The following is a 25826-nucleotide window of genomic DNA, read 5'->3' as shown; positions in this document are numbered from 1 at the left end:
TCACGCGAAAGAGTTTATCCGCTAAACAGTATGTGCTTTTTTAACCGGTGTTTTATCTCCAATTGTCTTATCATACAGGTGACAAGCTACATAATGGCTTTGCTCGACTTCTTGCCATACGGGTTTTTTTGTCGAGCAGATTTCCATTGCCATTGGGCAGCGTGTGCGGAAGACGCAGCCGCTTGGTGGGTTGATTGGACTTGGCAATTCACCTTCCAGGATGATGCGCTCGCGATTTTCCTCGATATCTGGGTCTGGAATGGGAATCGCCGATAACAATGCCTGTGTATATGGGTGCAGTGGGTTCTCATACAGTGCTTCGCTTTCCGTTAATTCAACCAGATTCCCTAAATACATAACACCAATTCGATCAGATATTTGTTTAACCATGGATAAATCATGGGCGATGAATAAAAATGTGAGACCCTTATTGGTTTGTAGTTTTTTTAATAAATTAACAACTTGTGCTTGGACTGATACATCAAGTGCTGAAATCGGCTCATCGGCAATGATAAAATCCGGATCTAACGCCAGAGCACGTGCAATCCCAATTCGCTGCCGCTGTCCCCCGCTGAATTCGTGTGGGTAGCGATTGGCATGATCACGATTTAGTCCGACCTCTTCCAACAGCTCATAGACACGATCAAGCTGTTTTTTCTTAGAGGAAAATAATCCATGGACTTCCATTGGTTCGGCGATCACTTCACGTACGGTTGAGCGCGGATTTAACGATGCATATGGGTCTTGAAAAATCATTTGCATGCTGCGATAGAATTCAAACCTTTTCTGTCCATCAAGTTCATGCACGTTTTGTCCTCCAAACACGACATCCCCATCTGTTTTGTCATAAAGCCCCATTATTGTGCGTCCAATGGTAGACTTTCCACAGCCTGACTCCCCAACAAGGCCGAACGTTTCCCCCTTATTAACGTAAAAACTAACGCCATCAACTGCTTGTAACATCTGTCCTTTTCCGACCTGAAAGTATTTCTTTAACCCACTGACTTGTAATAGTTTATTATCATGCATCACGTTTCCTCCGCCCCTTGCCAATATCTTCTCCCCAAACACCGCTCTTTTTCATAAACAGTTCCTTCAAGGTCAATGATCTCGATTTGTTTTCCCGTTTTAGGTGAGTGGAGCATTTTACCATTTCCATAGTAGATGCCGACATGATGAAGAGCGCCTTTTCCTTCTTGGTATGCGAAGAAAATTAAGTCGCCTGGCAGTAGTTGATCATCCTGAATTTCCTTACCATTCATGGCCTGATCCCCGGCATCACGCGGTATTTGGTAGCCATTCGCCTTATGCATAGCATAGCTGAATCCAGAACAATCGTATCCAAATGCGCTCATGCCACCCCAGAAATAATCAAGACCGAGGAATTGCTCACCTGATTGAATGATTGCACTCCCGTCCTGCTTATTGAGTCCAGCTGTTGTTGGGAATAGTGTAACTGCATTCTTTTTTAAAAATAATTGGCCGTGTGGTGTGATCACTTCCACTCGATCGGCGTGTTCTTTCTTTACTGGCAAGTGTGTCTGGTAACTTGTTTTTAAGAAACGTTCCCCATCGTCTGTTTCAAGCCAGGCAAACTTATCCGTTACAACAGCTGCCTTCGAACGCTTCCACTCTGATTTCGCTACTTTTTTCAATTGCTTGATTGGGACCCAACCAGGATAACCGCGTTCATCCTTATGCGATGGCTGTGTCGGGATGATCACGTGTGCCCAGCCGTCTGCTACTTCTGTTACGATGACCGGTTCACCATATAACAATTGTGATTGCACACGGTTCTCATCACATAAAGCCGAGAGTGATGTTACATGTTGCCGTCCAATCCATTCATCGATATTGGTGGGATTGCCTATTCCTGGTAAATCAATTTCCCTCGTAGATTGTGGATTTGTCCAGACGGTTGCAACTTGAACTGCGGTAATCCACAGTTCATCTGAAAATTGTTCAAACGTTTGATCAATCATTTTACGGTGCTCCTTTCTGATATCGAATTCTATGTTGTAAAAATTTATAATCATGCCGCAGCCTGGTTAAATTTATCAACTATTCACCGACATTTATCTAACCCCCACATCCACCATCAGTGTCTTGTTTGAAGTTGATAACGTTGCACACACACCCAATGGAATGGAAAAGTGTGGCATACAGTGGCCAATTTTAAATCCTGACATCACTGGGCACGACAAATCAGCAACATAATCTTGAAATACTTGCCCTAAGCTTAAGGATGGCTTACCTTTTCTCGGATTAGCCCAGGAAAAATCTCCAATAATAATCCCAGCTGCATCACTCAGTTTGCCAGCAAGTTTTAATTGATTAAGCATACCGTCAACCCGATATGGCTCTTCACCAATGTCCTCGATGAACAACAATTTCCCTTTTGTATCGATTTCATATCCAGTTCCCATCATACTTACTAATAATGATAAATTTCCCCCAACAAGCTCTCCCGTTGCCTCACCCGGAACAAGCGTGTGTAGTGGCGATATTTCTTCTGTGTAGCACATTTTTATCGGGCAAAATAACTGTTCAAATAGACGTGCAGACAACGCATCAAAATTATCCTTTGCGATATCCGAAGCAACCATTGGGCCGTGGAAAGTGACAAGCCCAGTTTTTTGCCGAATCGCAGTATGTAAATATGTAATATCACTATAGCCCCAAAAAATTTTCGGATTTTGCCTGATCAGATCATAATCGATAGCTGCAGCAATTCTTCCAGTCCCATAACCACCACGAGCACAAATAATTGCCTTCACATGCGGATCAGCAAACATGTCGTGAAGATCCGTGAGACGTTCCCGATCTGTCCCAGCTAAATAACCATGCACCCGATCGATATGCTCGCCAAGCTTGACATGAAGACCCAGACCCTCAAAAAATGAAATACCCTTCTTTAGCTCAGCAAATTTTACTGGGCTTGCCGGTGCAATAATGCCAATGGTATCACCTTTATGTAAATGCTCCGGAAGTATCATGTGAACCCCTCTTTCTTTATCAATCTATGTATAGGAAAAGGGTGGCCCATATAAAAATGAAATGAGCCCTCCCTTACTATGTTCGGTGCGCGACTTCTTGGCCGGGGTGCGCGACTTTCGGCCTTGGGTGCGCGACTTTCTCGACGAGGTGCGCGACTTCCCACCGATGATGCGCGACTTTCGGCCGAGGTGCGCGACTTTCGGCCTTGGGTGCGCGACTTTTCGGCCGGAGGTGCGCGACTTTCCACCGATGATGCGCGACTTCTTGGCCGAGGTGCGCGACTTCCCACCGGTGGGTGATGCGCGACTTCTGCCCGGTGGTGCGCGACTTTCGGCCGGAGGTGCGCGACTTCACGCCGGTGATGCGCGACTTTCTCGCCGAGGTGCGCGACTTCTCGGCCGGGGTGCGCGACTTCTCGCCGAGCGTGCGCGACTTTCGGCCGGGGTGCGCGACTTTCGGCCGGGGGTGCGCGACTTCCACCAGTGATGCGCGACTTCTCGGCCGAGGTGCGCGACTTCTCGCCGAGCATGCGCGACTTCTCGCTGAAGATGCGCGACTTTCTCGCCGAGGTGCGCGACTTCTCGCCGAGCATGCGCGACTTCACGGCCGAGGTGCGCGACTTCACGGCCGAGGTGCGCGACTTCACGCCGAGCATGCGCGACTTCTCGCTGAAGATGCGCGACTTCTCGCTGAAGATGCGCGCCACCCATGCACTCACACCGGTTTCTACTCTTTATCCGCCCACTTCAATTCCAAATACCCAACTGGGTGGCGGACAACACCGGAAATGTTATCCTTGTAAATATAAACTTGGTTATAATAATGAATTGGGAAAATCGGCATTTCTTCAGCTAGCAGCTCCTCAGCCTCATACATATATTCCCAGCGCTTTGCTTCGTCTGTTTCTGTTTTAGCCTTTTCGATTAATTTATCATATTCTTCATTTGACCAGCCTGTGCGGTTCATCGTTGAGCCGGTGATAAAGCTTTCCAGGAAGTTAACTGGATCACCATAATCAAATAAGAATGAACTACGTGACAATTGATGTTTTAAACCCTTTTGATCCTCTAAAAATACGTTCCATTCCGTGTTTTCCAATGTGACATCGATGCCAAGGTTCTCACTAAACATATTTTGCATTGTTTCGGCGATTGCCTTGTGCGATTCATCTGTATTGTACGATAATGTCACTGGTGGTAATTCATCATATCCTTCTTCCTTCATCCCTTCTTCTAGCAGCGTTTTTGCCGCTTCTGGGTTGAATTCCACTTGTGCACCATTTGCTTCGCGAAAATCTGTACCTGATGGATCGGTAAATCCTGGCGATACAAAGCCTGTTGCTGCTTCTTCTTTATTTTTTGTTACAAAATCAACAATGTCTTGCTGGTTAATCGCCATTGCGAATGCTTTTCTGATTTTCTTATTTTGAAATGGCTCTTCATTGACATTGAATCGGTAAAAATATAGCCCCGCTTGGTCCTCAATTACCACGTCATCACCATCAATTAACTGTTCAGCCATATCAGATGGGATTTCCGTCATATCCAGTTCATCACTTTGAAACATTTGATATTCTGTGTTTGTTTCCGGGACCATTGCCCAATCTACTTTATCTAGCTTCACCGTATCTTTATCCCAATATTGATCGTTTTTCACCATAACAATTTTGCTGTCATGCTCCCATGTTTCCATTTTAAATGGCCCATTGGAGACAAAAGAATCAGCATCAGCAAACCATTCCGGATTGTCCGTTGCCACTTGTTCATTGACCGGGAAAAAGGCTGGATTGGAAATAACATGTAAGAAAAATCCTGTTGGTGCTGTCAACGTCACTTCTAATGTTTTCTCATCTTTTGCCGTCACCATGATATCGTCCGCGGAACCTTCCCCATTGTTAAACGCCTCGCCACCTTCAATAAAATAACCTAAAAATGCTGCTGGAGAACCTGTTTCCGGGTCAAGCAATTGCTTCCAGGCATATTCAAAATCACTTGCTGTTACCGGATCCCCATTTGACCAATTGGCGTTTTCCCGAAGATGAAAGGTATATGTCTTGCCATCATCAGAAACATCCCAATCCTCGGCAATTGCCGCTTCTGGTGTATCGTCTTGCCCCAATCGTGTTAGCCCTTCCATTAAGTTGTTCAACACATTCCATGAAACAGAATCGAAGCCTATTGGTGGATTTAATGATGTTGGCTCCTCTCCATTATTCATGAGCAAGACTTTTTCTTCACTTGCCGCATCCGCATCTGATCCACTGTCATCATCCTGTTTCTCACCAGCACTGTCATTTGCTGTACATGCCGCCAAAACACCGACCGTTACAACTGCAATGAACAGTAAAAGCCATTTCTTCATGAATTTCCCCCTCCTAAACCTATTTGATGAAGTCGCTTTTCCGAACATAATGGATCAGAAAAACGAGGACCTACGCCATTAAAATTTGGCAATAAGTCACGTTTACCTAACGGCTGAAGCAGCCAAAAGCTGTTTAGCCCTCTCATCCTGCAGCCAACATTCCACATGATGTGTATTAGAAAGATCCGAATGAAAAGGATAAACTTTATCACACACCTCCATGGCAAATGGACATCGCGCTGTAAACGGACATCCCTTTGGAGGTGAGAATAAATCAGGTGGTGTGCCGTCGATTGGGATTAACTTTTCCCCTTGCAAATCAAGCCTAGGAACAGATTTCAGCAAGCCTTGTGTATATGGATGTTCTGCATGATAAAATATTTCCCGTTTTGTGCCAACTTCAATGATTTTACCTGCATACATAACAGCAATTCGATCGGCAATTTTCGCAACTACACCTAAATCATGGGTAATCAAAATAATCGATACACCCGTTTTAGCTTGGATTTTTTCAAATAACTCCAGGATTTGCGCTTGGATCGTTACGTCAAGTGCTGTGGTTGGCTCATCAGCGATTAATAATTCTGGCTCACAGATTAATGCCATCGCAATCACGATCCGCTGCCGCATTCCGCCACTAAACTGGTGTGGGTACTGTTTCATTCGTTCGTCAGGATTAGGAATACCGACCAGGTCCATCATTTCCCTTGCCTTTCGTTTCGCCTGATCATTGGATATTTTGTCGTGTTGACGGAGTCCTTCCATTAGTTGGGAGCCGATCGTTAGCGTTGGATTTAATGCTGTCATCGGATCCTGAAAAATCATTGAAATATCAACACCACGGATGTGACGCATCTTCTTCTCAGAGAGCTTTGTCAGATCTTTTCCGTGAAATGTAATCGTTCCCCGACTAATTTTTCCAGGCGGATCGGGAATAAGCCGCATAATTGCATTCGATGTCACACTTTTCCCGCATCCTGACTCGCCAACGATTGCCAGCGTTTCCCCCTTATTTAAATGAAAATTAACACCACGAACCGCTTTAACTGTCCCGCCATATGTTGAAAAGGTCACATGAAGATCACGTACATCGAGAATTTTTTCCAATTGTGTCACCTACTTTCTCAGTTTCGGATCAAGTGCATCTTGAAGCCCGTCACCTAAAACATTAAAGGCAAACATTGTGAACGAAATGAAAAATGCCGGGAAAAACAATGTCCACCAGTTCCCAGATAAAATCGCGCCTAATGCGTCATTGGCCATCATTCCCCAGCTGGCATACGGCGACTGGATCCCTAATCCTAAAAAGCTCAAAAACGCTTCGGCAAAAATCGCGTTTGGAACGGTTAAGGTCATCTGAACAATGATCGGCCCCATTGTATTTGGCAGTAAATTTTTACGAATAATCCGCTTTGTCTTGGTCCCAAACGATTTTGAAGCAAGCACAAATTCATAGTTTTTGATTTGCAACACTTGCCCCCTGACAATTCGCGCCATACCAACCCAACCAGTCACTGTTAACGCAACGATAATCGTCGTCAAGCTCGGACCCATCACGACTAGCAATAAAATGACAACGAGTAAATAAGGCAGACCATATAAGATCTCAATAATCCGCATCATGATATTATCTGTACGCTCGCCCTTGTAGCCGGAAATCCCGCCATAAACAACCCCAACGAAAAAATCAATCAGTGCTGCCATTAGTCCAACAAATAGTGAGATTCTTGCGCCATACCATGTGCGGGTGAAGACATCGCGACCTAATGAATCTGTACCAAACCAATGTGTACTGGATGGTCCCTGGAATTGATTGGGCAAATTCACATCCTTAACTGAGTATGGTGTAAGTGTCGGGCCGATTATTGCCATGATCGTTAATAGAATAAGAAAAACGAGTCCTGACATTGCCAGTTTATTTTTCACAAGCCGTTTCCATGCATCTTGCCAATAAGATAAAGATGGCCTGGCTACTGATTCAGCCGCTTGCAAATCTTTTTCCTTCCACGTAAACCAATCGTCCGGGACATTAGCAGGAGAATTTTCAGCTGTGTATTCATTTTCTAGCCTCATTTTATTCTCCTCCCTTTTTATGCAGCTTGATTCGTGGATCTAGTAAACCGTAAGCAATATCTACTAAAAACAACATAAAAATAAGAAAGGCACTATAGAAAACCGTTGTCCCCATAATAACTGGATAATCCCGTTGGTTAATGCTTTCAACAAAATATTTCCCCATCCCAGGTATTGCGAATATCTTTTCAATTACAAATGTACCGGTCAAAATACCTGCAAGCAGTGTCCCAAGTATTGTCACAACTGGCATCAGAGCATTTTTTAAAGCATGCTTCACAACAATTTTCCACGGTGTGAGCCCCTTTGCCCGTGCCATTTTAATATAATCCTGCGTTAATACCTCAAGCATTGTCGATCTTGTCAGCCGAGCGATAATCGCCATTGGCCCTGTCGCCAGCGCAATGACCGGAAGAACCATATGAGCCGGACTGGACCATGTCGCGGGTGGGAACAGCTGCCAATCCACCGCTAGCTTTTGAATGAGCAATGTTGCCAAGACAAAGTTGGGGATCGATATTCCTAACACAGCAAAGCTCATGGCTGCATAATCAATCAATTTGTTATGCCGGAGTGCTGCCATAATTCCGAGAATAATGCCTGATATGACCGCAACAATGATTGTAACGATCCCAAGTTCAAAGGAAATCGGGAAGCCCCGACCAAGTAAATCGTTTACTGTTTCTGTTGGTTGTTTAATCGATGGACCGAAATCAAGCGTTACGATCGACTTTAAATAAAGCAAATATTGTATGTAATAAGGTTCATCAAGGTTATAATGTGCCTCTAAGTTGGCTTGAACTGTTTCATTCGTCCCCCGCTCTTCATTGAACGGTGATCCTGGAATCGTTACCATTAAAACAAATGTCAATGTCACAATGATCCAAATGGTGATGACCATCATAAGAAATCGTTTTAAAATGTACCGTAACATGTCGCCCCACTCCTATAAAAAGGTTGTACGCATTTCAGCATTGCTTGATAACCTTTGGCAGCTCCACTTTGTTGACTATTAATAATTTTCATACTATTTTATCATATTGTTTTGGAATTGAAAAGATTAATTTAGGATGGGGTGCGGAGTGGGATGTTTAGCTGTGGGGTTGATGTTTCTGCTCTCGGGCTGATGTTTTCGTTCTCGGGTTGATGTTTCTCCGCTCGGGCTGATGTTTCTCGCGCTCGGGACGATGTTCTCGCGCTCGGGTTGATGTTTCCGTTCTCGGGCTGATGTTCTCGCGCTCGGGTTGATGTTTCTCCGCTCGCGCCGATGTTTCTCGCGCTCGGGCCGATGTTTCTGCTCTCGGGTTGATGTTTCTCCGCTCGGGTTGATGTTTATGCTCTCGGGTTGATGTTTCTCCGCTCGGGTTGATGTTTATGCTCTCGGGTTGATGTTTCTCCGCTCGCGCCGATGTTTCTCGCTCTCGCGCCGATGTTTCCCCGCTCGCGCCGATGTTTCTCGCTCTCGCGCCGATGTTTCCCCGCTCGCGCCGATGTTTCTCGCTCTCGGGCCGATGTTTCCCCGCTCGCGCCGATGTTTCCGCGCTCGGGCTGATGTTCTTGCGCTCGGGTTGATGTTTCCTCCCTCGGGTCGATGTTTCCATTCTCGGGTTGATGTTCTTGCGCTCGGGTTGATGTTTCTCCGCTCGCGCCGATGTTTCTCGCGCTCGGGTTGATGTTCTTGCGCTCGGGTTGATGTTCTCGTTCTCGGGTTGATGTTTCGCGATTCGGGACGATGTTCTCGTTCTCGGGTTGATGTTCTCGTTCTGGGGTTGATGTTTCTCGCTCTCGGGCCGATATTTCCCCGCTCGCGCCGATGTTCTCGTTCTCGCGCCGATGTTTCCCCGCTCGCGCCGATGTTTCTCGCGCTCGGGCCGATATTTCCCCGCTCGCGCCGATGTTTTCCCGCTCGCGCCGATGTTTTCCCGCTCGTGCCGATGTTTCTCGCTCTCGCGCCGATGTTACCGCACTCGACCGAGCCGCTGCTCCGCTCCACACACACTAAAAAAGCAGGTAACACCGCAATCGGTATTACCTGCTTAAAAAATACGTATAAACTTAAGATAACTTGGCTACAATATTATTATTCTGATAATCTACTTTTGCATCTGGTGTTACGTTGTTTTCATCATCAGTGACACGTTCGATATCTGCACCTAAAGAGGCTAATTTTCCGGCAAGGTCAACATATCCGCGATCCAAATGTTTCAATTCGGTCACGCGTGTAAAGCCGTCTGCTCGTAACCCAGCTAAAATTAATGCTGCTGCAGCGCGCAAATCAGTTGCTGCCACTTCTGCGCCTTGTAAGTCAGAATCGCCTTCAACAATTACACTGCGACCTTCGATTCTCATTTTGGCGTTCATCCGTCTGAATTCTTCAACATGCATAAATCGGTTTTCAAATACTGTCTCCGTAATAACACTAGTTCCGTGTGCATAGAGCATTAGTGCCATCATTTGTGATTGCATATCGGTTGGGAATCCTGGGTGTGGCAATGTCTTGATATCTGTCGCCTTTAAATTTTCCGGTCCGATCACACGTAGTCCGCCATTTTCTTCTTTAATCGTGACATTCATTTCTTCAAGTTTGGAAATAACGGAACGAAGGTGTTCACTCACAGCATTTTCAATTAAAATATTTCCTCCTGTAATTGCAGCTGCCACCATAAACGTTCCTGCTTCAACACGATCAGGGATAATCGCATGTTCTGTCCCGTGTAAACTTTCTACACCTTCAATGCGGATTGTTTCTGTACCTGCACCAACGACGCGACCACCCATTTTATTTAAGAAATTGGCTAAATCAACAATTTCCGGTTCTTTTGCACAATTTTCAATAATTGTTTTCCCTTCAGCCAGTGCAGCTGCCATCATAATATTTTCGGTAGCACCAACACTTGGTACGTCTAAATAAATTTTAGCACCTTGCAACCGGCCATCAACTTTAGCTTCCACGAAACCATTGCCAACGTGTACATCTGCACCCATTGCTTCGAATCCCTTTAAATGTAAATCGATTGGTCTAGAGCCAATTGCACATCCACCGGGCATCGCAACCTTAGCGTGACCATAACGCGCCAAAAGAGGCCCCAATACTAAGACGGACGCACGCATTTTACGAACGTACTCGAAAGGAGCTTCTGTTTTTAATTCCTTTGACGCATCAACGGTAATTGTATTATTTTCAAAGTCAACATCCGCATTCATATTACGAATAACTTGATTAATTGTATATACATCAGCTAGTACTGGAACATCATGTAAAACACTTTTTCCTTCACTTGCGATAATACTTGCAGCGATAACAGGCAGCACTGCATTCTTAGCACCTTCCACTTTGACGGCGCCATTAAGTTGTCTCCCGCCGCGAACAATGATCTTTTCCATGTTTCAATCTCCTTCAGTTGCAATTTCACTATATTAATATTCAGTTATCAAGATAGGTGTTCCTATCGTGAATTTCGTTCCTTCATCTTTGCTTTTATTAATCGCTATTTGTACATTCATCGATTTGTCCATTATCGTGATTTTTTGATCCCATAATGGTGTATACCCATACAAAATTTCCGCAACCGAAGTATTTTTTAATTTGTCGGTTTGTGTTAATTTTTGTTGGACATTCAATTTTTCACTAAATTCATTTAAAAAATAATCACTTTTAATTGTACCACTACTATCAGTCGTCAGACAAGCAAATCTTTCTGCATCTTTCGAGAATAAATAATCAGGCAATGCACTTTTTGTCGAAATATATGCTTGTTCCACTGACTCGTTCCAGAAGTCCCCACGAATTACTGCAATCACTTCTGCTTGATAGTTGGTATTTTTAGGAATAACCACTTTAAAAGATTCGTCAAGATCATCTGATTTATGAACGTCACTAAATGAATATTTTATAATGTTCTCATCTTCTGCGGTAGAGACTAAATAACCATTTTTCAACTTATTAGTTACATCATATGCTTTTTCATGACTGATTTGTTCCTTAATGGTGACCTGCCAGTTATCAATTGCTAATTCACTTTCTGTTACTGCTGAAGCTAAATCTATCATCTCATCCGTTACGGAGGCAGAATAACCTACCACACTTTTGGTAAAAAGAATAAGTAATAATACGACTATAAGAACTATTTTCTTCATAAAAACATCCCCCTTGTTCAATCTATATAACCAGTATGAACAAGAGGGAACTAAAACATACCGTATAAATACAACTGATAGTAGTGTTATAGATTACTAGTTTGTGTTCAACTCATTGCGGAATAAGAAATAAGAGGATTGAGAAGCATAGTCTAGGGACTGGGGAACAGGCGATGCATCTACATAAAATAGGCAAGCTTCTGAATGAGATGCTTCTCATATAGGAGCTTGCCGTACTTTCCTTTTAAAAAAGCTCTTTTCGTATACATTTATTGCTTTTATAATTCGCAATTGATAAAAACTGCGATGTTATCTGAGACGATGATTGGTGTTCTTCCACCGCTACGGAAATACACTTCGCTGGGTATAGTGCATTGCAATTATTCCAATATCTATTGCGAGATTAAATAACAAAAATTATTATCCATTTTTAATATAGCTAATTTTTGGTTCGGGCAGTCGACTCCTCGAAAAAGTGGTTTCCTTTTTCCGATGAGGCTGAAGCCGTATCCGCGGAAAGCGACTGCCCGGAACGGAAATCAACAGAGCACTTACCTCGCATTCAATTTCCGAAGTGGTAGGTAAAGCGCCAATCAATAAATCATTACGTCAGTGTAAAACCATACTCTACTAGAAAACAACCCTTAAAAAAGAAGCCGGAGATCTTGTGACCATTGAAGAAATTCAAGGAAAAATCTGCTGACACCGGAGCCAATTACAATCGTGATAAAGAGCAGCAAAATGCGTGCCTCTGTGACCTTGCCTTTTCGAATTAATGGGTCGAAATTAATGCATTGGACTAATTTCCATGTAATAAAAATAAAAATCAAATGCGATATCATACTTGTTATTGCGAGTTGACTAATTGAAAACATAAATTCACACCTTGTTTGATAAAAATGAGTTTTTCTATTGATAACTTTGCCATGTTAATAGGTGAATGTCAACGAATTGATTAACACCATACATATCGTAAAAACTCGATTCTTGTTAGATTGGTTCACCAATTAGGAAATTCCCATCTCATTTCCCGGGAAATATCGAGTTTATTTTTTGAATAGGATGACTTTTGTTGATGATGGTTGGATTTTGTCATCATTCATCATTCTTCTTTACCCAACAAAAAAGTCTCACACAACAATATGTCATGAGAGACTCTTTTATCTATCGAGCAATATCCAAGCGGTTTATTGCTCGTTTGAGTGCTAATTCTGCCCTTTGGAAGTCGATATCGTCTTGCTTGGACTGGAGGCGTTGTTCTGCGCGTGTTTTTGCTTCCTGTGCGCGGTCAACACTGATGTCTGAAGGTTTCTCCGCGGATTGGGCAAGGATTGTTACCTTTTCCGGTCGTACCTCCAGAAATCCGCCACTAACAGCTAATCGTTCCATTTCATCACCACGTTTTAATCGCACGGCACTTATTGTCAATGGAGCGACCAATGGAATGTGTCCTGGTAAAATACCAAGTTCCCCATTTTCTGCTTTACAGCTAACCATTTCAAAACTATCTTCCAAAATTGGACCATCAGGAGTAACAACACTCACAGTTAGTGTTTTCAATGTAACCCCTCCTCGGACTGGTAATAAGCAGGACGGGAAATGGTTACATGTCATTTCCCAGTTATTCCTTTAACAATTACTGCTTATCCAAGCCTTCGTTATTATTCCATTTCTTTTGCTTTTTCGACTACTTCTTCAATACGTCCTACCAAGCGGAATGCATCCTCTGGTAGATCGTCATACTTACCATCCAAAATTTCTCTGAAACCTTTTACAGCTTCACTAACTGGAACATAAGAACCTTTTTGACCAGTGAACTGTTCAGCAACGTGGAAGTTTTGTGATAAGAAGAATTGAATCCGGCGTGCGCGTGCTACCGTTAATTTATCTTCCTCGGAAAGCTCATCCATACCTAGGATTGCGATAATATCTTGTAATTCTTTATAATGCTGAATAGTACTTTGAACTTCACGTGCAACTTCATAATGCTCCTGTCCAACAATCTCTGGGTCTAACGCGCGAGATGTGGATGCTAGTGGATCCACCGCAGGATAGATACCTTGCTCAGATAGTTTACGATCAAGGTTAGTTGTCGCATCTAGGTGAGCAAATGTTGTAGCAGGTGCTGGGTCTGTATAGTCATCGGCAGGTACATATACAGCCTGAATCGATGTTACAGATCCTTTATTTGTTGATGTAATACGCTCTTGTAATTGTCCCATTTCAGTTGAAAGTGTTGGTTGGTAACCAACAGCAGATGGCATCCGACCAAGAAGTGCAGAAACCTCTGAACCTGCTTGAGTAAAACGGAAAATATTATCGATGAATAACAACACATCTTGTCCTTGTTCATCACGGAAATATTCAGCCATTGTCAAGCCAGTTAACGCTACACGCATCCGCGCACCTGGTGGCTCGTTCATTTGACCAAATACCATGGCTGTTTTCGCGATAACACCGGAGTCTTTCATTTCGTAGTAAAGGTCGTTACCTTCACGTGTACGCTCACCAACACCGGCGAATACAGAAATACCACCATGTTCTTGAGCGATGTTGTTGATCAATTCTTGGATAAGAACTGTTTTCCCTACACCGGCACCACCAAACAAACCGATTTTACCACCTTTAATGTAAGGTGCTAGTAAGTCAACAACTTTAATACCTGTTTCTAGAATCTGTGTTTCTGTTGCAAGGTTTTCAAATTTAGGTGCTTCACGGTGAATTGGATCGCGACGTACGCCCTTATCCAATGGTTCATCAAGGTCAATCTTTTCCCCAAGTACGTTAAATACACGTCCTAATGTATCTTCACCGACTGGGACGGAGATTGCTCTGCCTAAATCTTCTACTTCCATGCCGCGCATAACACCATCTGTTGATGACATTGCGATTGTACGAACAGTGTTGTCACCAAGATGAAGTGCGACTTCTAATGTAAGGTCAATGCTTACATGTGTCTCTTCTTTTGCATCATACTGAATAACTAATGCATTATAAATGTCAGGGAGCTGTCCTTCGTCAAATTTCACATCGACAACAGGGCCCATGACTTGTGTAATATAACCTTTCGACATCGATTTCCCTCCTAACTAACTTCTATACTAGGTCAAGGAGCTATTCCAGTGCAGCTACCCCACTAATTATTTCTGTGATTTCTTGTGTGATAGCAGCTTGGCGTGCACGGTTATATGATAATGATAGATCATCAATTATATCATTAGCATTATCTGATGCACTGCGCATTGCAGTCATCCGTGCTGCATGTTCACTCGCTTTTCCGTCAAGCAATGCTCCATAAATCAAGCTCTCAGCATATTGTGGCAATAACACTTCTAGAATGTCTTCCTGATTTGGTTCATATTCGTACTGACTTGTTGAAGTAGAACCAGTTTCCAAATCTGTCAGTGGCAATAGTTTTTTTGATGTTACCTGTTGAGAAATAGCACTTACGTAATGGTTGTAATACATATTTAACTCATCAACTTCTTCATCTAAATACAATTGCACTGTTTCAGAAGCCAGTTCCTTAATATCTGCAAAATCCGGTTGATCCGCAAGTCCAAGAATACTTTTCGCGATTGGTACATTTCGGTGTTGGAAAAATTCATACCCTACACGTCCAATTACAATTACCGCGTATTCATCCTCTGAACTGTGCCTGTCCATAATTGTTTGATACACATTACGCAACACACTACTGTTATAAGCTCCAGCCAGACCACGATCCGAAGTGATGACTAGATATCCGGTCTTTTTCACTTCACGTTGTTCAAGCATTGGATGTTCAGCGTCTGTATTGTTACGTGCGATACTTCCGACAACTTCTTGCATCTTCTCACTATATGGAACAAATGATTTCGCATTTTCTTCTGCACGATTCAACTTGGAAGCAGAAACCATCTCCATCGCTTTGGTAATCTGTTTCATCTTCTTTGTTGAATCGATCCTACCTTTAATCTCTTTTAGTGATGCCAAGCGTTTCACCACCCTTCCTTACAGAGGTCAGCGATTAGAATTAGAGTTCAGATCAATGAACAGTGATGTCAAATTTCAAAACCCCAATTCTAAACACTCTTGCTATTCATAACGAAACGAAAGTCGTCTATTTATTGTTCTGTTGGCAAAAACGTCTTTTTAAATGACGCTACTGCATCATTCATATCATCTGCTTCTGGAAGCTTACCAGTTTCACGGATAGATGTAATTAATTCTTTGCGATTTTCATCCAGCCACATGTTGAACTCTTCTTCAAAACGTGTAACATCCACAACCGGAATATCATCCAAGAATCCTTTTGTTAATGCATAGATGATCATAACTTGTTTTTCAACAGCTAATGGTTTATGCAATCCTTGTTTTAGAACTTCAACTGTCCGTTCACCACGATCCAATTTCGCTTTTGTCGCTTTATCTAGATCGGAACCAAACTGTGCGAACGCTTCTAGTTCACGGAAGGAAGCAAGGTCAAGACGCAAGGTACCGGCAACTTTTTTCATTGCTTTAATTTGCGCTGAACCACCAACACGTGATACAGAAAGACCTGGGTTAATCGCTGGACGTACACCAGAGAAGAATAAGTCAGACTGTAGGAAAATCTGTCCATCCGTAATTGAAATAACGTTCGTTGGGATATATGCACCAATGTCACCTGCTTGTGTTTCAACAAATGGCAATGCTGTTAGCGACCCGCCGCCTAATGCATCACTTAGTTTTGCTGCACGTTCCAACAAGCGTGAATGCAAGTAGAATACATCCCCAGGGAATGCTTCACGGCCTGGTGGACGACGTAATAGTAAAGACAGTTCACGGTAAGCAGCAGCTTGTTTTGATAAATCATCATAAACAACCAATACATGCTTTCCGTTGTACATGAATTCTTCACCCATTGATACACCAGCATATGGAGCTAGGTATAATAATGGTGCAGGATCTGATGCCCCAGCAGATACAACGATTGTATTATCAAGCGCACCGTAACGACGGAAAGTTTCAACCGTTCCTCTTACAGTAGATTCTTTTTGTCCAATCGCTACATAGATACAGATCATGTCTTGATCTTTTTGATTTAAAATCGTATCGACTGCGACAGTTGTTTTACCAGTTTGGCGGTCTCCGATAATTAATTCACGTTGTCCGCGGCCAATTGGTACAAGTGCATCGATTGCTTTAATACCAGTTTGTAATGGCTCATCAACTGATTTACGATCCATAACACCAGGTGCTGCGGATTCGATTGGGCGTGTTTTTGTTGTTTCCATTGGGCCTTTACCATCAATTGGCTGGCCAAGTGGATTCACAACACGTCCAAGTAATTCCTCTCCAACTGGTACTTGCATAATTCTGCCTGTACGACGAACTTCATCGCCTTCTTTAATTTCTGTATATGGTCCAAGGATAACGATACCGACATTGGATTCTTCCAAGTTCTGCGCCATACCCATTACACCATTTGAAAATTCAATAAGCTCACCAGCCATGACATTATCAAGGCCGTGTGCACGTGCGATACCGTCACCGACTTCGATAACCGTTCCGACATCACTTACTTCAATTTCCGAGTCAAAATTCTCGATTTGCTGTTTAATCAGCGTACTGATTTCTTCAGCTTTGATGCTCATACCATTTCACCCCTATCATCATTTGTTTGCAGTTACAATATCTCGTTCGATGCGTTTCAACTTCCCGCTTAGTGAACCATCATAAATTGTATTCCCCATACGGAGTTTCACACCACCAACAATCGAAGGATCAACTTTGTTTTCCAATTTAATTGCCTGTTTATTAAAACGTTTGGCAAATTTTGCTGCAAGCTCTTCTATTTCAGCGTCAGATAATTCCCGAACAGAATATACTGTTGCCTCTGCAATCCCTTTAGCATCATTAGCCAATTGACTTAAATGATCAATAACGGATGGAATGATTTCAATACGATGACGTTCTACAAGTAATTTTAATGTATTAACTACATCGTCTGACATACCTTGAAACGCTTCTTGCAAGAATTGTTTCTTTTTCTCATTATTAACACGAGGATGCTTTAAGAAAGTAAAAAGTTGCTTGTTAGCTTGAAAAACTTCCTTGACGATACGAAATTCGTCAACTAATTGATCTTGTATCTGCTTTTCATTTCCGAGCTGAAAAAGAGCATCTGCATAACGTTTTGCAACTACTGCTTCACTCATCGCTCTTCTCCTACCTCTTTAATATAGTCATTAATCAGTTTTTCTTGATCTGTTTCACTAATTTCTTTTTCAATTACCTTGCTTGCAATAAGAACAGATAATGAAGCCACTTTATCTTGAAGTGCTTGTAATGCTTGTTCTTTTTCATTTTGAATTTCTTCTTGTGCAGCAAGTTTAATACGCTCCGCTTCTTTTCGTGCGGAATCGACAATTTCTTGTTCTTGTCTTGTCCCAACATTTTTTGCATCTTCAATAATTTTTTGCGCTTCTTGCTTTGTTTGTTTTAATTGTTCTGCCGCTTCTTTTGACGCACGTTCAGCATCAGCTCGGCTTTTTTCTGCTGCTTCAATTTCCGATGCAACATATTCTTCACGTTTTTGCATCATGCCCATTAATGGTCCCCATGCAAATTTACGTAATAATACAAGTAAAACGATGAAGAAGAATAGTTGGGCTAACATATCCCCGACTTGGAGACTACCAACTGATGCATAGATAGTAGAAAATCCAGTGAATGCTTGCACAGAATTCACTCCTTTCCCCTTTAATTAGGTAGGAATTTCATTGATTGACAATTTCTTTTGTTCTAGTATAAACAACGGCGAAGATTCTATTGGAAGACATACTTCGCCATTTTTTGTGATTTTTATTGTAACTACATTACCATAAGTGCGATAACTACCGCGATGATCGGCATTGCCTCAACAAGACCAATACCAATGTACATAGTTGTTTGTAGTTGACCTTTTAATTCTGGTTGACGAGCAATCCCCTCAACTGTACGACTTACGATTAAACCGTTACCTAAACCAGCACCTAATGCTGCCAAACCTACTGCAATTGCAGCTGCTAAAGCTCCCATAATATAAATCCTCCTCAAAATAGTTGTTATAAGTTTTTTTTAATAATTTCCCGCTTCAACAGGTAAACTGTCAAAACTGGTTAATTAACAATTTGGATGAAACTTAGTGATCACTGCTTACTTTATGCGACATGTAAACCATCGCTAATGTTGTGAAAATAAATGCTTGGATTCCGCCAATGAAAATACTGAATCCTTGCCATGCTAGCATCGGAATTGCTCCGCCTAAGAATCCCAAGAAACCGGATGATGTTAAGCCTGCTAGTAGTCCTAGAAGTACCTCACCTGCGAAAATGTTACCGAACAGACGAAGACCTAGCGTCATCGTGTTGGCAAATTCTTCAACGATCTTAATCGGTAAAAACATTGGGAATGGTTTTAAGAACTCTTTCCCATATTCCTTTGCACCGCGAAGTTTGATTCCATAGTAGTGTGTCAGTACGATAACCATTGTGGATAACGTTAATGTGATACCAGGGTCAGAAGTTGGTGACTTCCACCATAAATCATGACCGAATGTTGCCATCGTCATAACGCCTAATAGGTTACTGACAAAAATATAGGTGATTAGTGTCAGTGCTAACGGTAGAAAGATTTTCCCCGTTTTCCAATCCATTGCCCCGTTTACGATACCCTTCACGAAGTCAAGAGCCCATTCCATAAAGTTCTGTGCTCCAGTTGGTTTCATTTGCAGCTTTCTTGAACAGGCAACACAAATGATAAACACAATTAATGAGGCAATAGCAATCATTACAACGTTTGATAAATTAAAATCAAGCCAAGGTATACCAAAGACATCTTCTACTATTGGTGCTCCATGATCCATCTTATTCACCCCTCTTCCAAACACTAATCCTTAGATTTGAAGATAGCAAAATCTATCATAATGACGAGATAGGATGTCATTATTCCAATTAAAACTGCTATGATGTGAAAATGCGCTTCAAAGCGAAGAGCAATAATCACCGCGAATGCTACAGCAGCAAAGCGCGAAATTGTGCCAAGCCCTTTTGTGGAATGATTCTTTGCTACAGACTCAGCAAAATCATTAATTTTTCTCTGTAAAAGCCATAAATTATAAAAGCTGACAATGCTTCCCAAAAGAAGCCCAAGAAAAATACGCGGATATGGTGTAAAACCAGCTCCAAGCACAAAAATTGCGAGAAGGTAGAACATCCACTTGCGTTCTCGTGCTATCATACTCTGATAATGCGACATGATTTGTTCTTCTCCCATAAAGTTTCGTACCTCCGATACATGTGCTGTCATCTACATAGTAGAATCCAGCCAAAATGCGCATATACTTTTTTAGCAAACATTCACATATCGAATTGTGCTTTCTTTTTAGATCATTGACACAATAGTGAGAAAAATCACTGATTTTGTAGAAATGTTTCCATATACTTATGTATTGGAAACATCTATGAAAACATAATTATCTCAGTATATTGTAAACCCTACCATTCCACACTTAGCAAGTGTACAATAGCCATACTTGGTTGTCAATTAGTTTGTGAGAGAAAATACAAATTGGTAATTAATCCCCTAATCAAGTAAAATATTTGTCGAATTCCTCAGGTTAGAGGGGACTAAAAGATAATCGCATTTAATCTCCCTTCTATTATAAAGGATATTACCTGCCTATTTAATGACATTTTTGTGAACGAAAAAATGCAGGTAATTTTAGGAGGGCGGAACCAGTCGCAATTGCAACTGGTAACCGCCCTCCTGAAGCCAATCATGGATTAATTTGAATTTCGGTTTCATAGCTTTCATACGCGCCATTTTCTAATTGTACCGTGATTAATGCTTTATATGTTCCCGGTTCACCAAGCTCGCTTTTCGCTATTTTACCTTCATTCATACCTACTTGTGGATCATCAATGGTAAGTAACTGTCGTTCATATAGCAAAGTTGCCGAATTATACAAGTTAACCTCTACCTTTTGTGTTGAATCAGTCAAATATAACTGATAGACGTAACGATCATCGGAAAAAGGTTCTAATCCAAAATCAAATCCCATCGCTTTTGGATAATCAGCGGTTTCATTCACAAATAAATATGGCAATTGATATACTTCGCTTTCCTGATTTAGCGTTAACCTGCCCTGATAAATCCCTTCATCTAATTGCGGTGTTACAACACTTAATTCAACTGGTACTGTCTTTTCGCTGTTCGCCTCAACCGTAAAAGTTTGCGGCAAATGCCAGGTTATTCCTTTCGTTACTTTCGGGATATCAAAGGAATAGCGTTGTTCCTGATCGGTTGTATTCTCGATCGATACTTGGATTGTTTTTCGTTCTTTATAATCGTTTATCTTCCCAAATGATAATAAAGGATCGTGAATAATTGTATTTGTTTTAATTGCCTGCCCTGGCTGAATTTGGCCCATCCCTTGAACGATTGGTTCCTGATTTTTAAGGGGGAGAGCGGTCGTCTTTAAAGCATCTTTTAGTTGTTCAACTGTCCAATCAGGATGCGCCTCTTTTAATAAAGCCAACGCACCCGCAACATGTGGCGCGGCCATACTTGTTCCCTGTAATTCACGATAGCCTCCCGGAACCGTACTCAAAATATTCGCCCCAGGTGCAATGACATCTGGTTTGATATCCCAATTTACTGTTACCGGACCACGGGAACTGAAGTCGGCAATGCCTTTCGTTGTCTGTTTGTACGTTGTTTCAAGGTATACCGAATTCTGTTTCAGACGCTGTTTGAGCCATTCCCCTTCCTTTTTCGTAATAGCTGCGACTGGTATCTGCAATGCATCTTTCTCGTTTTCAACCGATCCCTGAAAAATACCTTGTTCGTTATTGTAGATGAGAACAGCAACGGCACCAGCTTCCTCCGCCTTTTTTGCCTTTTCATAGAAAGGAATTTTCCCACGTTCGAGAAGTACAATTTTCCCACGGGCATCGTTAAGATCCGTTGTCTTGTTTATTACTTTAAAATCACGTTCAAGATTCCATGTTGCGGATCCGACCATTGGTACTACAGCAATCTGTTTATCTTTGATTGGATCGTATAGAAATGGTATACGTTGCGACATGGCAAGCGCACCGACTGATAATGCCTTTGACGCTGTTGCAGGTGAGCCAACCGTCCAATTATCCGGACCGCTATTTCCATTCGCAATTACCACAGCAACACCAAGTTCCACCGCACGATTCACTGCAATGCTCGTCGGATAGTCTGGGCCGTTTACTGCGTTACCCAAGGACAGATTAATGATATCCACACCATCCTCCACCGCTTGTTCCAACGCCGCAATGACTTGTACAGAACTTCCTTGCCCACCAGGACCTAATGCACGATACGCATAAATGTCAGCATCTGGTGCAACCCCTCGAAGTCCTCCATTAGCCGCAATGATGCCAGCAACATGTGTACCATGAAGGGTTGGCATTCCCTCTGAAGCAACTGTTTCCATCGGGTCATCATCAAGGTCGACAAGGTCATAACCCGCTTGATAATTTTTTACCAAATCCGGGTGATCGTAATCAATACCAGTATCAATAACCCCCACCTTAACACCTTCTCCCGTATAGGGCGTATTGTTGATCGCAGCAGGAATGACAGCATTCGATTCCTCACTGTCTACAGGCAGCGTTCGAGAAATGGCCTGATAGGTTTTCACCGGATGGACCGCTTTAACAAAATCGAGTGACTCCATTTTAGAAAGATTTTTTGTATCCCCTTGTAATGCTAACCCCTTGAATAGCTTGTCATATGTAGCAACCACATCCACATACGGATAATAGACCTCGATGTACTTTTTATGCTTAACCGGATCCCCTTCCACCTCAATAATGACAGATATTGTATCATCTTTATTTTCCGTCTCAGCTGAAGTGGTCGGTACATGATTTACCGCTAAAATAAAAGCCGCCGCCATTATAGTGATTAAAGTGAATCGTCGCATGAATCGCATGAGAAGTCCCCTTTTTACACTTAGCTTTTGGAAAAAGTTGATAAACATGCATGGAATTGCAGGAAAAATTGTGGAGGGTGTATACGCTGGGGATCATTCGCGGGGCAAGATGTGTGCACGGGGTTGCGGTTCTGGTTGATGTATCTCGTGCCTGGGACGATGTTTCCGTGCTCGGGCTGATGTTTCGCGATTCGGGTTGATGTTCCGCGATTCGGGTTGATGTTTTCGCGCTCGGGTTGATGTTCCTGCTCTCGCGACGATGTTCCTGCTCTCGCGCCGATGTTTCTGCTCTCGCGCCGATGTTTCTGCTCTCGCGCCGATGTTCCCGCGCTCGCGCCGATGTTCCCGCTCTCGCGCCGATGTTCCTGTTCTCGCGCCGATGTTCCTGCTCTCGCGCCGATGTTCCTGCTCTCGCGCCGATGTTCCTGCTCTCGCGCCGATGTTCCTGCTCTCGCGCCGATGTTCCTGCTCTCGCGCCGATGTTCCTGCTCTCGCGCCGATGTTCCCCCGCTCGCGCCGATGTTCCTGCTCTCGCGCCGATGTTCCTGCTCTCGCGCCGATGTTCCTGCTCTCGCGCCGATGTTCCTGTTCTCGCGCCGATGTTNCTCTTTCTTTTTCTTCTGCTCCCTCACCCTCCCCCACCCCCTCTTACTCCTTCGTCGGCAGCGTCCGTTGTCTATAGGAGCCGTTCCTGCTCTCGCGCCGATGTTCCTGCTCTCGCGCCGATGTTTTCGCTCTCGCGCCGATATTTTCGTTCTCGCGCCGATGTTCCTGCTCTCGCGCCGATGTTCCTGTTCTCGCGCCGATGTTTCTGCTCTCGCGCCGATGTTTTCGTTCTCGCGCCGATGTTTTCGTTCTCGCGCCGATGTTCCCCCGCTCGCGCCGATGTTTCTCGCGCTCGCGCCGATGTTTCTGCTCTCGCGCCGATGTTCCTGCTCTCGCGCCAATGTTCCTGCTCTCGCGCCGATGTTCCTGCTCTCGCGCCGATGTTCCTGCTCTCGCGCCGATGTTCCCCCGCTCGCGCCGATGTTTTCGTTCTCGCGCCGATGTTCCCCCGCTCGCGCCGATGTTTCTCGCGCTCCCGCCGATGTTCCCCCGCTCGCGCCGATATCACCGCGATTCGCGCCGATACCACCTCCCCGGCATCTCCGGTCAACGCTCTCCCACCGCACCTCATACAAAAAAAGATCCGATGCGCCTGCACCAGATCCTTTTTTCTATTTAAAATAATTCACAATTGCATCGGCTATTCGACTTGATGCATGTCCATCTCCATATGGGTTAGAGGCTTTAGCCATGCGGTCGTGTGCATCGTTATCCACTAGTAACTCGTTGGCTAGCCCAAAAATGTTTTCCTCATCCGTCCCGGCAAGCTTCAATGTGCCTGCCTCGATGCCTTCAGGTCGCTCTGTCGTATTACGCAGCACTAATACCGGAACGCCGAGTGATGGCGCTTCTTCCTGAACACCGCCCGAATCGGTCAAAATTAAATGTGAGCGGGCGGCAAAGTTATGGAAATCAATTACACTTAATGGTTCAATCAGTTTAATCCGGTCGTCATCTCCCAAGATCTCATTAGCTGTTTGTTGAACAACTGGATTTAAATGGACTGGGTAAATGACTTGTACATCATCATGAGCTTCTACCAACCGTTTGATCGCTCGAAACATTTGCTGCATATTGTTACCGAGGTTCTCACGGCGATGTGCGGTCATCAAGACAAGTCGCTTATCGCCAAGCTCATCAAGAATTGGGCTGGTATATGTCTCATCCACTGTTGTATTTAAAGCGTCAATTGCCGTATTACCGGTTACAAAAATCCGTTCAGCTGGTTTGTTTTCGTTCAATAGGTTTTGCTTCGACTTCTCTGTTGGGGCAAAATGCAAGTCTGCCATTACCCCTGTAAGTTGGCGGTTCATTTCTTCTGGATATGGGGAGTATTTATCCCAAGTCCGAAGTCCAGCTTCCACATGTCCAACTGCAATTTGATTATAGTAAGCGGCTAGTGAAGCGGCAAAAGTTGTGCTTGTATCACCATGCACCAACACAATGTCTGGCTTTGTTTCTTTCATTACTTCATCTAAACCTTCCAAGGCCCGAGTAGTAATTTGTGCTAGTGTTTGCTTTTGCTTCATGATATTTAAATCATAATCAGGTGTAATTCCGAAAATCTCCAGCACTTGATCAAGCATTTCTCGATGTTGTGCTGTGACGGTCACAATTGATTCAAATTGGTCATTACGTTTCTGTAATTCCAAAACGAGTGGTGCCATTTTGATTGCTTCCGGTCTTGTTCCAAAAATTGTCATTACCTTGATCGGTTTACTCATCTCTCGTCACTCCACATAAATTTTCCATCTTAACCGTGTCGAAGAATCACTTGTTTATTTTGTACCGTAAAGACGGTCACCGGCATCACCTAGTCCTGGAACAATGTAACCATGGTCATCTAGTTTTTCATCCAAAGCAGCTAGGTAAATATCGACATCTGGGTGTTCTTCCTGGATTTTTTTAACGCCTTCAGGTGCACCAACCAAACACATCAAGCGGATTTGCTTAGCTCCACGCTTTTTCAATGAATGGATTGCATCATTTGCTGATCCACCGGTTGCAAGCATTGGATCAATTACAATTAGCTCACGTTCCGAAATATCAGAAGGCAATTTTATATAATATTCTACTGGTTGTAGTGTTTCAGGGTCACGATATAGTCCGACATGACCAACACGAGCAGCTGGGATCAGTTTTAACATACCATCAACCATTCCCAAGCCCGCGCGAAGAATTGGGATTAGGCCAATTTTCTTTCCTGCCAACACCTTCGTTTTAGCTGTCATAACTGGTGTATCTGTATCAATTTCTTGCAATGGAAGGTCACGGGTGATTTCAAATGCCATCAACATGGCCACTTCATCAACAAGTTCGCGAAATTCCTTTGTTCCTGTCTCTTTATCTCTTATGTACGTTAATTTATGTTGAATTAACGGATGATCTAGTACGTGTACATTTCCCATTTTGCTGATCACTCCTTTTAATAAGTTGCATCCTACAAATTGTACTGAAAAAAGTCGAACGTTTCAAGCATTGTTACGTTGACTTCCATTTATGTTGAAAGGTCTATTCCTGCTTCATCCGGTTCGTAGGTGTCGTTCCTTCGTTCGCAAATGCACCCCGATAACTTTTGAGATGGCTTTTATTGTCAGCTCGATCGGTTTATATTCTTCTCACAGAATACCTGCGGGCAATTTTCGCATCTTTTTACAACACAATTCTCACCCTTTTC

24 protein-coding genes are annotated in these 25826 nt (G+C 43.2%); all 24 read right to left on the bottom strand.

Features of this window, described 5'->3' with window-relative positions; genetic code table 11:
- Positions 1-21: 21 nt before the first annotated feature.
- Positions 22-1029, bottom strand: a complete 1008-nt coding sequence (locus tag C8270_RS06600; RefSeq protein WP_106496074.1) for an ABC transporter ATP-binding protein — start codon at positions 1027-1029, stop codon at positions 22-24.
- Positions 1029-1982 (bottom strand): C40 family peptidase, encoded by a 954-nt coding sequence (locus C8270_RS06595; protein ID WP_106496073.1) that lies wholly within the window; start codon positions 1980-1982, stop codon positions 1029-1031. Before C8270_RS06595 ends, C8270_RS06600 begins: the two co-directional genes overlap by 1 nt.
- A gap of 93 nt (positions 1983-2075) precedes the next feature.
- Complete coding sequence (locus C8270_RS06590) at positions 2076-2996, bottom strand: S66 peptidase family protein (RefSeq protein WP_106496072.1); 921 nt, start codon at positions 2994-2996, stop codon at positions 2076-2078.
- A gap of 727 nt (positions 2997-3723) precedes the next feature.
- Positions 3724-5358: a peptide ABC transporter substrate-binding protein gene (locus C8270_RS06575; RefSeq protein ID WP_106496069.1), complete on the bottom strand. Its 1635-nt coding sequence runs from the start codon at positions 5356-5358 to the stop codon at positions 3724-3726.
- 102 nt (positions 5359-5460) lie between these two features.
- Positions 5461-6465 (bottom strand): ABC transporter ATP-binding protein, encoded by a 1005-nt coding sequence (locus C8270_RS06570; RefSeq protein WP_106496068.1) that lies wholly within the window; start codon positions 6463-6465, stop codon positions 5461-5463.
- Between the two features lie 9 nt (positions 6466-6474).
- Positions 6475-7431, bottom strand: a complete 957-nt coding sequence (locus C8270_RS06565) for an ABC transporter permease (RefSeq protein ID WP_106496067.1) — start codon at positions 7429-7431, stop codon at positions 6475-6477.
- Between the two features lies 1 nt (position 7432).
- Positions 7433-8365 (bottom strand): ABC transporter permease, encoded by a 933-nt coding sequence (locus C8270_RS06560; protein WP_106496066.1) that lies wholly within the window; start codon positions 8363-8365, stop codon positions 7433-7435.
- A 438-nt stretch (positions 8366-8803) separates the two neighbouring features.
- The gene (locus C8270_RS06555; RefSeq protein ID WP_158701623.1) at positions 8804-9424 is read right to left on the bottom strand and encodes a hypothetical protein; all 621 of its coding nucleotides are present in this window, start codon (positions 9422-9424) and stop codon (positions 8804-8806) included.
- A gap of 62 nt (positions 9425-9486) precedes the next feature.
- On the bottom strand, positions 9487-10815 hold the full coding sequence (murA, locus tag C8270_RS06550) for a UDP-N-acetylglucosamine 1-carboxyvinyltransferase (RefSeq protein WP_106496064.1): 1329 nt from the start codon (positions 10813-10815) through the stop codon (positions 9487-9489).
- Between the two features lie 33 nt (positions 10816-10848).
- Positions 10849-11568 (bottom strand): YwmB family TATA-box binding protein, encoded by a 720-nt coding sequence (locus tag C8270_RS06545; RefSeq protein ID WP_106496063.1) that lies wholly within the window; start codon positions 11566-11568, stop codon positions 10849-10851.
- Positions 11569-12212: 644 nt separating this feature from the next.
- The gene (locus tag C8270_RS06540) at positions 12213-12443 is read right to left on the bottom strand and encodes a DUF1146 family protein (RefSeq protein WP_106496062.1); all 231 of its coding nucleotides are present in this window, start codon (positions 12441-12443) and stop codon (positions 12213-12215) included.
- Positions 12444-12732: 289 nt separating this feature from the next.
- Positions 12733-13128: a F0F1 ATP synthase subunit epsilon gene (locus tag C8270_RS06535; protein ID WP_158701622.1), complete on the bottom strand. Its 396-nt coding sequence runs from the start codon at positions 13126-13128 to the stop codon at positions 12733-12735.
- A 101-nt stretch (positions 13129-13229) separates the two neighbouring features.
- A complete protein-coding gene (atpD, locus tag C8270_RS06530; protein WP_106496060.1) occupies positions 13230-14642 on the bottom strand; it encodes a F0F1 ATP synthase subunit beta in 1413 nt (470 codons plus the stop codon).
- A 40-nt stretch (positions 14643-14682) separates the two neighbouring features.
- Positions 14683-15543, bottom strand: a complete 861-nt coding sequence (gene atpG / locus C8270_RS06525; protein WP_106496059.1) for an ATP synthase F1 subunit gamma — start codon at positions 15541-15543, stop codon at positions 14683-14685.
- Between the two features lie 131 nt (positions 15544-15674).
- Positions 15675-17186, bottom strand: a complete 1512-nt coding sequence (atpA, locus tag C8270_RS06520; protein ID WP_106496058.1) for a F0F1 ATP synthase subunit alpha — start codon at positions 17184-17186, stop codon at positions 15675-15677.
- Positions 17187-17204: 18 nt separating this feature from the next.
- The gene (locus tag C8270_RS06515) at positions 17205-17750 is read right to left on the bottom strand and encodes a F0F1 ATP synthase subunit delta (RefSeq protein ID WP_106496057.1); all 546 of its coding nucleotides are present in this window, start codon (positions 17748-17750) and stop codon (positions 17205-17207) included.
- Positions 17747-18274 (bottom strand): F0F1 ATP synthase subunit B, encoded by a 528-nt coding sequence (gene atpF / locus C8270_RS06510; RefSeq protein WP_106496056.1) that lies wholly within the window; start codon positions 18272-18274, stop codon positions 17747-17749. The genes C8270_RS06515 and atpF overlap by 4 nt, the downstream gene beginning before the upstream one ends.
- A 131-nt stretch (positions 18275-18405) precedes the next feature.
- Positions 18406-18612, bottom strand: coding sequence for a F0F1 ATP synthase subunit C (gene atpE, locus C8270_RS06505; RefSeq protein WP_106496055.1), 207 nt, complete (start codon positions 18610-18612; stop codon positions 18406-18408).
- Positions 18613-18715: 103 nt separating this feature from the next.
- Complete coding sequence (gene atpB, locus C8270_RS06500; RefSeq protein WP_106496054.1) at positions 18716-19438, bottom strand: F0F1 ATP synthase subunit A; 723 nt, start codon at positions 19436-19438, stop codon at positions 18716-18718.
- Between the two features lie 23 nt (positions 19439-19461).
- Positions 19462-19830, bottom strand: coding sequence for an ATP synthase subunit I (locus tag C8270_RS06495; RefSeq protein WP_106498464.1), 369 nt, complete (start codon positions 19828-19830; stop codon positions 19462-19464).
- Positions 19831-20350: 520 nt separating this feature from the next.
- The gene (locus tag C8270_RS06490) at positions 20351-22543 is read right to left on the bottom strand and encodes a S8 family serine peptidase (protein WP_325034731.1); all 2193 of its coding nucleotides are present in this window, start codon (positions 22541-22543) and stop codon (positions 20351-20353) included.
- Between the two features lie 676 nt (positions 22544-23219).
- Positions 23220-23720, bottom strand: coding sequence for a hypothetical protein (locus C8270_RS20410; RefSeq protein ID WP_234028497.1), 501 nt, complete (start codon positions 23718-23720; stop codon positions 23220-23222).
- 40 nt (positions 23721-23760) lie between these two features.
- Positions 23761-24873 carry a non-hydrolyzing UDP-N-acetylglucosamine 2-epimerase gene (gene wecB, locus C8270_RS06475; protein ID WP_106496051.1) on the bottom strand — a complete coding sequence of 371 codons (1113 nt, stop codon included), beginning with the start codon at positions 24871-24873 and terminating at the stop codon, positions 23761-23763.
- Between the two features lie 54 nt (positions 24874-24927).
- Complete coding sequence (gene upp / locus C8270_RS06470; protein WP_106496050.1) at positions 24928-25557, bottom strand: uracil phosphoribosyltransferase; 630 nt, start codon at positions 25555-25557, stop codon at positions 24928-24930.
- Between the last annotated feature and the right edge of the window lie 269 nt (positions 25558-25826).

Origin of the sequence: Lentibacillus sp. Marseille-P4043 (assembly GCF_900258515.1) — a bacterium.
Taxonomy (GTDB): domain Bacteria; phylum Bacillota; class Bacilli; order Bacillales; family Amphibacillaceae; genus Lentibacillus_C.
This window is presented reverse-complemented; position numbering and strand designations above follow the sequence as displayed.

What these genes read in the sequence shown, in the direction of transcription:
- C8270_RS06495 (WP_106498464.1), bottom strand. Translation starts at nt 19,830, where the DNA reads ATGTCGCATTATCAGAGTATGATAGCACGAGAACGCAAGTGGATGTTC.
- C8270_RS06590 (WP_106496072.1), bottom strand. Translation starts at nt 2,996, where the DNA reads ATGATACTTCCGGAGCATTTACATAAAGGTGATACCATTGGCATTATT.
- C8270_RS06600 (WP_106496074.1), bottom strand. Translation starts at nt 1,029, where the DNA reads ATGCATGATAATAAACTATTACAAGTCAGTGGGTTAAAGAAATACTTT.
- murA (WP_106496064.1), bottom strand. Translation starts at nt 10,815, where the DNA reads ATGGAAAAGATCATTGTTCGCGGCGGGAGACAACTTAATGGCGCCGTC.
- C8270_RS06515 (WP_106496057.1), bottom strand. Translation starts at nt 17,750, where the DNA reads ATGAGTGAAGCAGTAGTTGCAAAACGTTATGCAGATGCTCTTTTTCAG.
- atpD (WP_106496060.1), bottom strand. Translation starts at nt 14,642, where the DNA reads ATGTCGAAAGGTTATATTACACAAGTCATGGGCCCTGTTGTCGATGTG.
- C8270_RS06490 (WP_325034731.1), bottom strand. Translation starts at nt 22,543, where the DNA reads ATGCGATTCATGCGACGATTCACTTTAATCACTATAATGGCGGCGGCT.
- upp (WP_106496050.1), bottom strand. Translation starts at nt 25,557, where the DNA reads ATGGGAAATGTACACGTACTAGATCATCCGTTAATTCAACATAAATTA.
- atpA (WP_106496058.1), bottom strand. Translation starts at nt 17,186, where the DNA reads ATGAGCATCAAAGCTGAAGAAATCAGTACGCTGATTAAACAGCAAATC.
- C8270_RS20410 (WP_234028497.1), bottom strand. Translation starts at nt 23,720, where the DNA reads ATGAGGTGCGGTGGGAGAGCGTTGACCGGAGATGCCGGGGAGGTGGTA.
- C8270_RS06545 (WP_106496063.1), bottom strand. Translation starts at nt 11,568, where the DNA reads ATGAAGAAAATAGTTCTTATAGTCGTATTATTACTTATTCTTTTTACC.
- C8270_RS06565 (WP_106496067.1), bottom strand. Translation starts at nt 7,431, where the DNA reads ATGAGGCTAGAAAATGAATACACAGCTGAAAATTCTCCTGCTAATGTC.
- atpE (WP_106496055.1), bottom strand. Translation starts at nt 18,612, where the DNA reads ATGGGAGCTTTAGCAGCTGCAATTGCAGTAGGTTTGGCAGCATTAGGT.
- C8270_RS06540 (WP_106496062.1), bottom strand. Translation starts at nt 12,443, where the DNA reads ATGTTTTCAATTAGTCAACTCGCAATAACAAGTATGATATCGCATTTG.
- C8270_RS06575 (WP_106496069.1), bottom strand. Translation starts at nt 5,358, where the DNA reads ATGAAGAAATGGCTTTTACTGTTCATTGCAGTTGTAACGGTCGGTGTT.
- atpB (WP_106496054.1), bottom strand. Translation starts at nt 19,438, where the DNA reads ATGGATCATGGAGCACCAATAGTAGAAGATGTCTTTGGTATACCTTGG.
- C8270_RS06595 (WP_106496073.1), bottom strand. Translation starts at nt 1,982, where the DNA reads ATGATTGATCAAACGTTTGAACAATTTTCAGATGAACTGTGGATTACC.
- C8270_RS06560 (WP_106496066.1), bottom strand. Translation starts at nt 8,365, where the DNA reads ATGTTACGGTACATTTTAAAACGATTTCTTATGATGGTCATCACCATT.
- wecB (WP_106496051.1), bottom strand. Translation starts at nt 24,873, where the DNA reads ATGAGTAAACCGATCAAGGTAATGACAATTTTTGGAACAAGACCGGAA.